This is a genomic window from Pirellulales bacterium (assembly GCA_019694435.1).
Taxonomy (GTDB): domain Bacteria; phylum Planctomycetota; class Planctomycetia; order Pirellulales; family JAEUIK01; genus JAIBBZ01.
On the sequence record JAIBBZ010000064.1, the window covers coordinates 1 to 13,255 of the forward strand.

The window sequence follows — 13,255 nt, forward strand, 5'->3', positions numbered from 1 at the left end:
GGAAGCAGCGCAGCGCCTCCTCGGCGTCCCCCGCCTGGCCACGCGCCAGATAGAAGTCGCCCAGCTTGTTCAGCGAAACGCTCACGTCCCGCGCCGCAGCGGCCGAGCCCGGGTTCGCTCGCTGCAGGTCCTCGGCGATTTCCAGCGACTGTTGGAAGCAGCGCAGCGCCTCCTCGGCGTCCCCCGCCTGGCCACGCGCCAGATAGAAGCCGCCCAGCTTGTTCAGCGAAACGCTCACGTCCCGCGCCGCAGCGGCCGAGCCCGGGTTCGCTCGCTGCAGTTGCTCGCGCAATTCCAGCGACTGTTGGAAGCAGCGCAGCGCCTCCTCGGCGTCCCCCGCCTGGCCACGCGCCAGATAGAAGTCGCCCAGCTTGTTCAGCGAAACGCTCACGTCCCGCGCCGCAGCGGCCGAGCCCGGGTTCGCTCGCTGCAGGTCCTCGGCGATTTCCAGCGACTGTTGGAAGCAGCGCAGCGCCTCCTCGGCGTCCCCCGCCTGGCCACGCGCCAGATAGAAGCCGCCTAGCCGCTCCAGCGAGACGCTCACGTCCCGCGCCGCAGCGGCCGAGCCCGGGTTCGCTCGCTGCAGTTGCTCGAAGACCGCGTGGCTGCGGCGAAACAGACCTGCGGCACGAGCAAGGCGGCCCGTTTCGAATTCGGCCGTCGCGGCAACACCGGCTGCCAGGGCCAACTCGCGGTTGCCTGGGCGCACGTCCAGAAGCCGTTCGGCGGTGTCCTCCAAGGCGCCGAGTTGCCAGAGAATGGCCGGATCGTGACCGTAGGTGTCTTCAAACGCGCCCGCCTTCGCGAAAACGACTTCGATCAGCGCCGCGACACATGCGTCGCGCTGGGGCGTCTCGAGTGGCTTGAGCAGGTGTTCGCCCACGAGCCGATGCAACCGGACAATTCGCGGACGCGGCTCATATTGCCCGGGCTCGAGCGGCGCGAAGTCGGTGGCGATCAGCAACCGCCGGCCCAGGAGCTGCCGCAGCACGCTCAACCACGTCTCTGGAACGCCGGGAGACGGCTCGGCCGCCAGCTCTGGGAATCGCACCGCAGCCGCAGCGCGGAGCCACTCGAGCACGATCGCGTCGGGCGGCAATAGCGAAGCAAGCTCCAGCACGTGTCGACCCTGCGGGCACACGGCGTCGAGCGCCGCCAAGGTGTCGTCGATCAGGAACGCCACCTGGTTTTCGCGGCGCTCGCGACGATGGCGAATCTGACCGCCGGCACGCGCGTCGAGCGCCGCCTCGTCGGCGACGGCGGGACCCTGGGACTGCAGCCGCGCGAGATAGTCGGCGCAGGTGACGCCGGCGGCCGTATGGGCGCCCAAGTAGGCAGCCACCAGCTCGACGGCCAGGGTGAATCCGCCGAGCAAATCGACGATCTGTTCCGCGGCCGCTTCTTCGGCCGGGGATGCGAAGCGCTTGCCAGGCAGAAACTCGCGCAGCAGAGCCAGCGCATCGGCCGGCGGCAGGTCGTCGACCGGCACCGGCTTGAGCGCCGCGCGGCCCGCGCCAAACTCGTCGGGGTCGAGCCGGGTGGTAACGATCAATTGCAGCCACTTTTCCGCAGCGACCTGGGCCAGTTGCGGGGCATCGAGCAATTCCGGCCGATCGACATTGTCGAGGATCAGCAGCAGGTGTGGCTCGATCGGGCCGAGGTCCTCGACCGTGCCATGCAAACGCGCCTCGCGCGACAACAGCGCGCGGAGCTGCGGAGCGCGGGCCCGGCACCAGGCCTCGAGCGCCTGGAAGGCGCTCTGGACGACGAAGTCCTTGGCCGCCTGGCCTGACAAGGTGGCAGGCGGCCGGGGCACCTCGAGTCCAACCAGCGTGAGCAGTTCCTCGAGCAGTTCGGCCAACTCGTGGCGCCCCTCGCAACCCAGCAACCAGCGACCGCCGGCCGCGTAGTACTCGGCGTAGGCGTACGCATATTGCACGGCCAGGGCCGTCTTGCCCTGACCTCCAAGGCCATGCAGCGCGCCGACCAGGCCGATCCGATCGGCGATGAGCGCCTCGTGCAGTTGGCGCAGCTCGCGCCCGCGACCGACGAAGTGTTCGTAGGAGCGATTCAGGTTGCCCGGGGCATGCTCGGCCAGCGTGGTGCGATCGAGCCGGCGAGCGATGTGCCGATCGATCGTCTCGATCCGCTGGGCCAGGTCGAGCGGCGACGCCGAGTCGTCGCGTGGCGACGCGCGCAACTCGGCCACCCGCTGCGCGGCGTCGAGCTCGCGGAGCACCTCGGGACCGCGGCTAAACCAGGGTACGAGCTGGAACTGCTCGCCCCGATTGCGGCGGGCGATGTCGGCGATCCAAGCGGCCATTTGCCGATCGAGGTCGGCCGCGGGGGGCGAGCCGTCGAGATTGGGAACCAGCTCGAAGAAGATCGGCACGATGCCGTCGTCGCCGCGGGCCAGCGTGTGCTCGAACCGCAGATACTCCTCCCATTCCTGGCGACACCATTTGCTGTCGAGATAGTTCTGCGACAGGAACGCGATCAGGAGCCGGCTGTTCCGTAAACCCTCGGCCAGGCAGCGGGCCCAATCGGCGCCGTGATCGATCGACTGGGCGTCGAAAAACACCTTCAGCTTCCGGCCCGAAAACCGCTTGTGCTGATCGAGCAGGCGCTGGTGGAACGCGGTCACCCAGCCCACGCCGCCGGGCGCCGCCGGGCGATTGTCTTTGCGGGAATAGGAAAGAAACAGATCGCAATCGGGCATCGCGAACGCCCCCGTTCGTCATCGCGCCTCAGGTTCGCCACCGCTCAATTTGAAACGGCGACGCGGCATGTTTGACGACGCTCCAGACCCGGCCGGTATACGCGAAAGGTGCGTACACTGCAATCACACCGAGCGAGGATCGTTCCTCGGCCGGAAAGATCGCGTTCGCTTCGCCGCTCCACCATTTGCAAACAGCTTGCCGCCCGCATGTTTCACGAACACAGAGGGCGTCCCTATTCGAACCTCTGCACGGTGCAACGTGCGCCCTGCCGGCCGCTCGCCCGGTCGCGCCTGCGAAAAAACAGGCGTGAAATGCCGGTTTTTTCGCTTTCGGCTGGAGTTGGCAGAAACTACTCTAACACCTGCCTTCGATGAGCCCGCTCCTCGACGCCGCTTGAATACAGCGCTGGTTAAATACAGCGCCAACCCCGGTCATCTGGCTGCAAGCATCATGGCAACAGACATTATCGTCACTGGCGATGTCAGCGTGGACTGGTTTATCGTGCCGGTGCCGGCGCGTGATCACTCTTCCGGGGCCGACACGTTCACGGAAAACTGGCGGCTGATTCCCGGCTTTCGTTACATTGCCCGCGAGGGTGGGGCGCTGTTGTTGGCGCGGTTCTTGCGCCAGCTCACCAATTCGCGGACGACCAAGGTCGTGGCCCCCACGCTGCGTCTGCCCCTGGAGAACATTCTGCCGATCGAGGCCGTGCATTCGATCGTCGAACTCGAGCTCAAGCCGAGTCGCCCCATCGCCGACAAGCAGAGCAACCCCGACGCCTACAAGAAGGACAAGTCCTATCGCGTCGGCAGCCTCAGCGGGTTTTGCGGGCCTGCCACGAAGACACCACCGGCGCGCGCGATCACCCGTCAGCCGGCCAGCCCGAAGGTGATCGTCCTCGACGACGCGGGCAACGGCTTCCGTCGCGATCGCCGGGCCTGGCCCAAGGCCCTGTCGAGCGGGCGGGGGAAGCCGTGGATCATTTTCAAGACGCATCGCCCGCTGGCCGAGAGCAAGGGCAACTTGTTGTCGAACCACTTATTCACGGAGCAGTACTTGGATCGGCTGATTGTGGTGCTCAATGCCGATGATCTGCGCAGCGAGGAAGTGAGCATCAGCCGGCGACTCTCCTGGGAACGCACGGTCCGCGATTTTGCCATCGCGATCGAATCGCAGCCTAACGATGTGTTCAAGAATCTTCACAAGTGTCGACACCTGATCGTGCGGTTTGGCCTGGATGGGGCACTGTATTACAGCTTTGACCCCCAGGCCCAAACCGGCTCGATGCACCTGATCTTCGACACGACCGTTCTCGAGGGCGGCTATTGCGACGAATACGAGGGGGGCATGGTTGGCTATGGCTCCGTGCTGTCGGCCGTGCTGGCGAAGCATATCGCTGCTCGCGGGAATTCGGTCACGACGGGCCAGATGCTCAAGGCGATCGAAGAGGGAGTGTGCGCCTCGCGCCGGTTGCTGGTCAAAGCCTTCGGCTCCGATCTCACCAAGATCGACTATCCAAACGCTGCCCAACTCATACGCACGGACTCCAAGGATCAACGGCTCAGTTGCGTGAAGATTGACGATTATCGCAACTTGCCGACGCACTGGTCCTTGCTTGCGAAGCAAGGGGGCCTCAGTCTCGAGTCGGTCGCCAACAAGATCGTTCGCAATGGACTGGACGAAGCGCCGCAGGGCGTACCGCTGATCCACTTCAACAAGCTCGCCACGATTGATCGCAGCGAAATCGAGAGCTTTCAGGCGATTCGCAATCTCATGCGCCAGTTTCTGAGGCAGTCACGCGTCAAGCGGCCGCTGTGCATCGGGGTCTTCGGGCCACCCGGCTCGGGTAAGTCCTTTGGCGTCGAGCAGGTCGCCGAATCCTGTGCCGCCGATGGCGCCATCAAGCGCCTCGAGTTCAACATCGCTCAGTTCGTTGCGACGCGCGACCTGATCGACGCATTTCACAAGGTCCGCGACGTCGTGCTCGAGGGCCGGACGCCGCTGGTCTTTTTCGACGAATTCGATGCCTCGCTGGGCAGTGAGAAGTGGGGCTGGCTCAAATATTTCCTCTCGGCGATGCAGGACGGCAAATTCAAGGACGGCGAGTCGATGCACCCGCTGGGCAAGGCGATCTTCGTCTTCGCCGGAGGCACGACGCATACGTTTGCGGAATTCGCCAGTGAGCCGCCGGCGAAGGCCGAAAGCGAGCGTGAGACGTATCGCAATGCGAAAGTACCTGATTTCGTTAGCCGGCTGAGAGGTTACGTCAACGTGCTCGGTCCGAACCCGGCCGCGGAGGACGACCGGTTTGCACTCATTCGCCGCGCCATGGTTTTGCGGTTTTTCCTCGAACAACGCGAGCGGATCGTCGATTCGAAGCACGTCGTGCGGATCGACGATGCCGTGTTGCGGGCCTTGCTCAAGGTGCCGCATTACGAGCACGGCAATCGCTCGCTCGAGGCGGTCGTCGAGATGAGCATGCTCAACGACGTCCACTCGTTTGTGCCCTCGGCCTTGCCGCCGGCCGCCCAACTTGACTTGCACGTCGAGCGCCACGCATTTGGCGCGCTGTTGCAGCGCGACCTGCTGTTCGGTGCGGCGCGCGAACGCATCGCCATGGCCATTCACAACCAGTACTTGAAAGACCAGGCCCAGCGCAAGCCTGCCGACGATCCGGCCATGCAGCCGTGGGATCAACTGGCCGAGACGTTTAAACATTCAAACCGTGAAGTTGCCGCCGACATCCCCAACAAGCTGGCGGCGATCGGCTGCAGCCTGTTGCCGCTCGCCGCGCTGAGCGATGACCAGGCGCCGATTGTCGCGTTCAACGGTCGTCAAATTGCGCGTCTCGCAATACAGGAGCACAAGCGTTGGTGCGACGAGCGCATGTCTTCGGGATGGAGATACGGAAAGCCAACAGACAAGCCGCGGTTGATTCACGAAAACCTTGTCGATTGGAGCGAGCTTCCGGAAGATGTAAGAGAGTACGATCGTGAACTGGTCCGCAACCTGCCTACGGCACTCGCCGACGCCGGTTTCGCGATCGTCAAGCAGATCTGAAGCGGCGTTGGCCGAGTGCCTTGCCATCGCCGCGGTGAAGCTCGCGACCGTTCGGGATCAACGATTCCGCGCAGCCTCGGAAGGCGACGATGCCCTACGACCTGTTCGTCAGCTACGCCCACCAGGACAACGAAGGCGCGCACGCCGGCATGGTGACCGCGCTGGTCGCGTCGATCCGACGCGAATACGAGCACGTCGCGGGCCGGCCGCTGGAGGTGTTTTTCGACACCCAGTCAATCCGCGGCATGGACGATTGGCAGCAGCGGATTCTAGTCGGGCTGCGCCAGTCGCGGATCATGTTGGGCGTCTTATCGCCGGCCTATTTCGCTAGCGACTACTGCCGCCTTGAATGGGAGGAATACCTCCATCACGAGCTGGCCCACGCACTGCCGGGCGAAGGCATCGCGCCGATCTACGTCGTGCAGCACCCGGCGTTCGATCAATACGACGTCCAGCTGCCGATGGACCGCTGGATGCACAATCTCAAGCGCCGGCAGTATTACACCTGCCTCGACTGGTGGCCCCAGGGCCAGGCGGCGCTGGAGCAGCAAGGAGCTCGGCAACAGATCGCTGAAATTTGCGAGGCCATCCACCGGCGGCTCGACTATGCCCGGCGCCGTGACGCGTCGCCCTCGAATCTGCCACCCTACAACCCGCGGTTCACCGGCCGCGTCAACGAATTGCACCAGATTCGCGAACAACTCATTCGCAGCCAAGTCGGTGCGATCGCGGCGATGAACGGGCTCGGCGGCATCGGCAAGAGCGCTTTGGCCTTGGTTTACGGGCATGCTTACGGGCACGAATACCCCGGGGGACGGTTTTGGATCGACTGCTCGGGCCTGCGCGGCTTGCGATCGAAGATCATCGACCTGGCGGCATATCGCGGTCTCACCATACCCGCGGCCGAGCGTAGCCAGCAGCCGGAGCAGTGCTGGAACCGGGTCAAGTCGCTCTTCGAGCAAGGCACGGCAACGCTGTTTATTCTCGATAACCTCGACGACGCCGAATTGCTTTCGCCGGCAAGCCGTCGTCGCAGCCTGCCGCACGGGGAGCACATCCACGTGCTGGCGACCTCGCGCCTGCAGGGGAATGCACTGCATGGCATCGCCTGGCTGCCGGTTGACTCGCTCCTCCCAGAGGACGGTCTCGATCTGCTTACGCGTTATCGGCCACTAGGCGAAGACTCATACAAAGACGAGCGGGACGCCGCGATTGAGGTCGTCTATCAATTGGGCGGTCACGCGCTCGCATTGGAAGTGGTAGCTGTCTATTTGGCCGAGCATCCCGAGTGGACCTATCGTCGCTACCGCGACCATTTGCGCGAACAGGGCATTTCGCTGGTCGAGGACACAGCCAAGCGCAACATCACCGATGCCACCGCTCTTTCGCTGCACGTCGAACAGTCGCTGTCCGAACTGCTCGCACCTACGCTCAATGCCCTCACGCCATTAGAGCGGCTGCTGGTTGAACATGGCGCGCTGCTGCCGCCCGACCGCGTGCCAATTCCATGGCTCGCGGCGGTCGGCCAAGCCGCCTTGCCCTCGTCAGCGGATGTTGAGAGGAGCACGCTAGCTGACCCATTGGCCGACTCGCTACGGCGCCTCGAGCGCATGAGGCTGCTGGTGCCACTTGTTGATACACCATTGGGGCGAATGCACCGCATTGTTCAAGAGGCGGTTCGATCGCGGCTATCAACACAATCCTTGGTGCCACATGAAATGCACTTAATCGAGCTGGCGAGGCTCGCATGCCAATCCCTTAAGGATCAATGGGGCCCATCGCATTATTGGATACTGGAATCCCTTTTCGCATTCCTTTTGCCGCGAATTGACGTCATGCCTGGATCGGTAGATCTAGCATATTTGACTGTCAGTGGCTTACAGCAGCTTGGCAGAACTCGCGAGTCGCGATTCCTATGTAGGCGAGCACGCCGCTGCGCTTCAAACCAAGACAACGGCGATGCCAAGTCGCGCAGGCGGCACTTTGTCGCAATTAGACAGCTTGGCGATCAAATGCGCCTCGAACTGCATCCACGTCGAGCGCAAGTGCTTTACTCCGAGGCAATTGCAGTTTGCGGACGAGTGGACGGAGTGAGCGATGTCGAATATCTCGGCGAGGCTGCGACACTCTATCGATCCTCAGCCAATCTAATCTTAAGCATGAGCACCGAGCCGCAACTGCTCGAGGCTGAGGCCTTATATGAAAAAGCAATGCGCATTGGCGAGGCGCTCGAAGAGCACCTGCAAGGCGACATCCGCGCACATCGCGAACTGGCGGTCACCTGCTGTGACTTTGGAAATTGGTGCGTAAGGATTGGGAAACGTGAACGAGCAGCCGCCCTTTACGAGCAATACTATGTCAGAGTTAAGCAACTTCATGAGCAGAGCCCTGAAGACAATCGGAGCCGACGGGAATATGCTGTGGCAACCGGAAATCTTGGAAATGCCCTAATGCTGCTAGGCGAGTACCCGAAGGCAGAGCCATTGCTCTCCGAGAGCGTAGCTCTTTGCACGGATATGCAGCAGCGATTGCCAGGAGACCTGAGGTCAATGCGTGATCTCTCCGTCGCGTATCATCGCTTGGGCCAGCTTTATGGTTACATGGATAGATTACTCGACTCTGAAGTCCTGTATCGGAGATCGATGGAGCAACTGTTCAGCTTGTCTGGTCACGTGCGTCAGCCCCAACCAGATTTAGACAGGGCTATTGAATGCTTTGTGTCACTACGCAGAAGACTGGGATACGACGAGCAGGAGACAAGGGTTATAGTGGAAGACGCGGCGCGTCGATACTCACAGCCCCATTAATCTGGCAAGTAGGACCTTTTTGCGTTCGGCGAGGGGGTTGGTTTAAGCAGTTGTGCCATCGCACCGTCGGATCAATTTGGATTCTAGCTCTCAACAAATGTCTCCCCCTCCCATTGCTCCTTACGACCTGCGGATCGGCGTGACCGGGCATCGCAACCTGGCGGCCGAGGAACGGCCTCGCTTGCAGGCGGCGGTCGACCAGGCGCTCGATCACGTCGAACGCGTGCTCGTCGAGTATGCGGCCCGTCCGGCAACAGGCACCCCGCGGCCGAAGCTCGAGTTGAACGCCCTGCCCGAGTGGGTCGCCTGGTGCGGTGAGCGCGTCGACGCGGTGGCCCTGGCCCTGTTGCGGCGCGTCTGGCCCGCTGTACCGCGCGCGCTCGACCAGGTGCCGCGCGGTCAACAGACGCCGTTTCGCTGGGTCGTGGTCTCGCCGTTGGCCGAGGGGGCCGATCAACTTGTCGCCGAGCGCGTGCTGCAACGAGCGCCAACTACGATCGATCCATCACACACGCCGCCCCGGCTCGACGCCGTCTTGCCGATGGCGCTGGAAAAGTATCGCGTCGACTTCACCACCGCCGAAGTCCGCGACCACTTCGAGCGGCTGCTGGCCCGGGCCGCGACGACGAACGAGGCCGATCGCCTGCTGCCGACCGACGTCGAGCCGGGCCCGCGGCGCGACGAAGCCTATCAACTGGCCGGCCATGCGGTGGTGAACCGCTGCGACGTGTTGGTCGCGCTGTGGGACGGCCACCCCGCCGGCGGCACAGGAGGCACACAACAGATTGTGCAGTATGCCATCGACCAGGGTCGGCCGGTCATCTGGATCTATGCCCGCCGCGAGGGCTCACCGGTCGATTCTAGGTTCGTCGAGGACGCGACCGGATTGCCGAAGATCCAGTTCCTCGTTCCCGCGCCGCCAGAACCGCGTCCGAAGTGGCTTTGGGATCGCCGAGACTCGATCTTGAAAGGCGCCGAGTGCGTCGAGCTGCCCCGGCGTGCCAAGGATTTTTCCCTGGGGTTTCACCGGCTGAGCGCCTTTCACCGTGACCGCGCGGTCACCCATCGCGCCTTCGCGGACGGGCTCCGGAAGATGCAGGACGAACTCGGTACGAAACTGGTTCCGCTCGGACGCGCAGACATCGCCCCGAAGCTCGGCGCGACGATTCTGCCGCCGCTGGCGTGGGCCGATCTGCTCGCGCAACACTACCAACGGCTCTACCGCTATTCGGCCGCGGCGATCTACCTGTTGGCCTTGCTGGCCATCACGATCGGCGTAGCCCAGCACGTATTTCATCTGTGGCACGAGTTGATCGTCGGCGAATTCCTGGCGCTGCTGGCTGCCTGGGGACTGCTGCGCGTGCTGCGGCGCGAAAAGTGGCGCGAGAAGTTTCTTAACGATCGCTATGTCGCCGAGTGGCTCCGCCGGGCGCAATTTCTCGCCTTGTTACCGGGCTACGATCAGTTGACACGGCTGGGCCTGGCGCCGCGCGCGAAGTCCGGGCCACCCGCGTTGTATCACGGCCCCGAAACCTGGTTTGTCGACGCCTGGAGCCGCGTTATCGCCGATGTCGAACACGACTTGCACGGCCCGGGCGATCGACCGCTGGCGACCGAGGAGCTGTTGCAGCAAGTCATGCTCAACGCCTGGATCAAACCGCAAATCGAGTTCCACGAAAACAAGGCCGAGCGAGCGCACGCGCGTGCCGAGGGGGCCGAACGAATTACCTTTGCACTCTTCTTACTCACCCTGACGATGGTCTTGCTGCACCTCGTCGTCCACGACGAGTCGGGCCACCACGTTGGCGCGAACCTGGTGACGGTGCTGGCGATCCTGCTGCCGGCGGTCGCGGCGGCGCTACACGCCATCGAGCGGCTGCTCGATCACGAACGCACGACGCACCGCTCGGGCCAAATGGCCCGCCGCTTGAAACGCCTGGCCACACCGTTGCGAACGCCCCAGACGCCTGGACAGCTCAACTCGACCATCCGCGACATCGATGCGCAAATGGCCCTGGAAGTGCAGGAATGGTGGATCGCCGGCGATCTGCAACAACCGGGGCACCCGGTGTAACGCCGAACGCCACGAAGATTGTTGCAGTTTTGTGAGCACGGCCCTTCCCCCAATCTTTAGACCATCGTGAATGCGAGCATCTGGGGGTAGGGAATCGCTTGGCGGCGAAAATGCGGCCCGAACCCGACGGATCGCGGCAAGTGCGGCAGTAAGCACGACCTGGTGACTGATGCCCGCGGAGTTCTGACCTGCCCCCTCGAATGACACCAGTGTTTAAGTTAGTGCTGCCTGCTGTTGTTTCTCAGCCGTGGCCCGCGGCTGGAGCGTAGCGGAAGCTGCGGGCCACGGCTGGCGCGCCTCCGGGGCCGGGGGTCGATAGCCCAACGAACTGTGTGGCCGGACCGTGTTGTACTCGCGCCGCCAACGCTCGATCAAGACTTTGGCCTCCAGCAGCGTGTCAAAGATCTCACGCTCCAAGAGCTCGTCGCGCAAATTGCCGTTGAACGACTCGATATATCCATTCTCCCAGGGACTGTCCGGCTCGATGTACAGCGTCCGCACGCCCACTCGAACCAACCAGTCGCGAGCCGCATGCGCCGTGAACTCCGCGCCGTTGTCACTGCGGATGTAATCGGGCACGCCGCGACGGATAAATAAGTCAGTCAAGCGTTACAACACATCTTCACTGGTCAAGCGTCGGGCCACGTCGATCGCCAGGCACTCACGTGTGTACTCGTCGAGCACCGTCAGCATCCGCACCGGCCGGCCGTCGTGCGTGCGCGTCAACACGAAGTCGTAGCTCCAGACGTGATCTCGATGCGCGGGCTGCAGCCGCACACACGAGCCGTCATTCAGCCACAGCCTGCGACGTTTCGGCTGCCTTCAAGCTCTCCTGCCGCCAGAGACGTTCGACCCGCTTGTGATTCACGCGCCACTGCTCGCGCTGGAGCAACGCCGTGATCCGTCGATATCTGTACCGGCCGTATTGGGTCGCCAACTCGATCATCCGCCGCACCAGCCGCGGCTCGTCGCCCGGACTCTGCCGCGGCCGCCGGTGCTGGCTCGAGCGCGTCTGGCCCAACACCTGACAAGCCCGACGCTCCGACACGCGCTCGTGGCCCAATGCACAACGAACGTGCTCGACCGCGCGGAGTTGCTTCGTCGGGCTCAGAAGTTTCCCGAGGCGGCTTCCTTGAGGATCTCCATGTCCAGGGCCTAGTTGGCGACCAGGCGTCGCAGCCGGGCGTTCTCCTTCTCCAGGTCCTTGAGCCGCTTGGCCTGGCCTGGTCGGTGCGCAGACCGCCGTATTCCTTCCGCCAGCGGTAATACGTCTGCTCGGTGATCCCCAGTTTCTTGGCGATCTGACCGACGGTCAGGCCCTTGGAAATCTCCACCTCGGCTTCACGCAGCTTGCCGATGATCTGCTCCGCCTGAAATCGCTGCTTGGCCATCTTGCAATCCCTCCAGAAAAAATGACCAGGCCCAAATCCTAACATTCGGGCCGGATTGGTTTTCAGGGGGCAGGTCACCGCGAGCGGACCGCTTCGCTCAGTCGCACGCCGGTGTGGGCTAAAAAACACACGAGCGGATAAATGAACGAAAACTTGGCGGTGGTGCGGATGTGTTCCAGGATTTCTTGTACTTCGCTCCGGGTCAAAAACAGGCATTCCCAAAGCTGTCGCTTCTCTTCCGCCGAAAGACCTCCACGATCGATGATCGTTTCGATCGCTCGCCGCGTCATGAAGGGCTGCTTCTCGTCCCGTTTGGGATAGACGAGCTTGGTGACGGGGGCGGCCCGATCGAGCAGTTCTTGGTCGATGGCCCAGTTCCACATCACCCGGAACGTGGCGACCTCTTTTTGGATCGTCTCCGGCGAGACATGCTTCCCACGAGGTTTCTCGCGCAGTCTGGCTTCGACATAGCGCTGCATCATGGGGCGTGTGATCGATTGCACAATCGTCCCTCGCGTGAGCACGCGAACGAGGTGGCGGAGGTGCAAATCCTCGGTGCGGCAGGTACTCGCTTCCTTGGCTCCCGGAATGCGTCGCGCTTGGTACTCGGTGACGAGTTCGCCGAGCTTGAGGAGTGCGGGCTCGACGTCCGTTTCGCGTCGACCGTCGGAGAGGATGAAGGCGACGGGGTCGGCGGTCGCGGGCATCACGATGCGGCCCGTGGCCAGCATGTGGAGCGTCTCATCGACGCGCGCCATCGCGGCTTTGGCGAGTCTTGGATTCTCGGTGCCCAGTGATCGCTTGAACGATCGACCGCCGTAGCGGAAGCGCACGTAGTAGCGCTGGGCGTCTCGATCGTAGAACAGACTGGCCATGGCGACCCCTCGCGCGTGGCCCGCGGAGACCGCCTCCGCCAGGCAAGGGATCGTATGCAAGTAGTGGCCCCAGCGCTAGCGACGCAGCCGCTATGCAAGCGCCCGAGTGTGTCGGATTTGTGTCGGATTTCGCGCAAGCGACCCCTGAGCCGCGCGCATGAAAATGCCCGACAACCTTATCTCGCAATCACTTACTGCGAGAAAAAGTCATCGGGCAGGCAGTCGGGGCGACAGGATTTGAACCTGCGACCTCTTGACCCCCAGTCAAGCGCGCTAGCCAGGCTGCGCCACGCCCCGATGTTCACGCGACGGCCACGCTAACAGGGGT

5 protein-coding genes, 1 tRNA gene and 1 pseudogene are annotated in these 13,255 nt (G+C 63.2%); 3 read left to right on the forward strand and 4 right to left on the reverse strand.

Annotated elements, in window-relative coordinates; translation table 11 throughout:
* On the reverse strand, positions 1-2,719 hold a 2,719-nt coding region (locus tag K1X74_22820), incomplete at its 3' end, for a toll/interleukin-1 receptor domain-containing protein (protein MBX7169186.1).
* Positions 2,720-3,170: 451 nt separating this feature from the next.
* Between K1X74_22820 and K1X74_22825 the strand changes: the two genes are divergently transcribed.
* The 3 genes from K1X74_22825 to K1X74_22835 all read left to right on the forward strand — a co-directional run bounded on the left by K1X74_22825 (position 3,171) and on the right by K1X74_22835 (position 10,661).
* Positions 3,171-5,780, forward strand: coding sequence for an AAA family ATPase (locus K1X74_22825; protein ID MBX7169187.1), 2,610 nt, complete (start codon positions 3,171-3,173; stop codon positions 5,778-5,780).
* Between the two features lie 89 nt (positions 5,781-5,869).
* A complete protein-coding gene (locus tag K1X74_22830; GenBank protein MBX7169188.1) occupies positions 5,870-8,587 on the forward strand; it encodes a TIR domain-containing protein in 2,718 nt (905 codons plus the stop codon).
* Positions 8,588-8,684: 97 nt separating this feature from the next.
* Entirely contained in the window at positions 8,685-10,661 is a 1,977-nt protein-coding gene (locus tag K1X74_22835) for a hypothetical protein (GenBank protein ID MBX7169189.1), read from the forward strand.
* Between the two features lie 213 nt (positions 10,662-10,874).
* On the opposite strand, the pseudogene K1X74_22840 reads toward K1X74_22835, so the two are convergent.
* The 3 genes and pseudogenes from K1X74_22840 to K1X74_22850 all read right to left on the reverse strand — a co-directional run bounded on the left by K1X74_22840 (position 10,875) and on the right by K1X74_22850 (position 13,224).
* Positions 10,875-12,052, reverse strand: a pseudogene (locus K1X74_22840) (IS3 family transposase).
* Between the two features lie 74 nt (positions 12,053-12,126).
* Positions 12,127-12,927 (reverse strand): hypothetical protein, encoded by an 801-nt coding sequence (locus K1X74_22845; protein ID MBX7169190.1) that lies wholly within the window; start codon positions 12,925-12,927, stop codon positions 12,127-12,129.
* Positions 12,928-13,149: 222 nt separating this feature from the next.
* Positions 13,150-13,224: transfer RNA gene (locus K1X74_22850), tRNA-Pro, on the reverse strand.
* Between the last annotated feature and the right edge of the window lie 31 nt (positions 13,225-13,255).

Excerpts from the sequence above, each read along its gene's own strand:
- K1X74_22825 (MBX7169187.1), top strand. The coding sequence starts at position 3,171 with ATGGCAACAGACATTATCGTCACTGGCGATGTCAGCGTGGACTGGTTT.
- K1X74_22830 (MBX7169188.1), top strand. The coding sequence starts at position 5,870 with ATGCCCTACGACCTGTTCGTCAGCTACGCCCACCAGGACAACGAAGGC.
- K1X74_22835 (MBX7169189.1), top strand. The coding sequence starts at position 8,685 with ATGTCTCCCCCTCCCATTGCTCCTTACGACCTGCGGATCGGCGTGACC.
- K1X74_22845 (MBX7169190.1), bottom strand. The coding sequence starts at position 12,927 with ATGGCCAGTCTGTTCTACGATCGAGACGCCCAGCGCTACTACGTGCGC.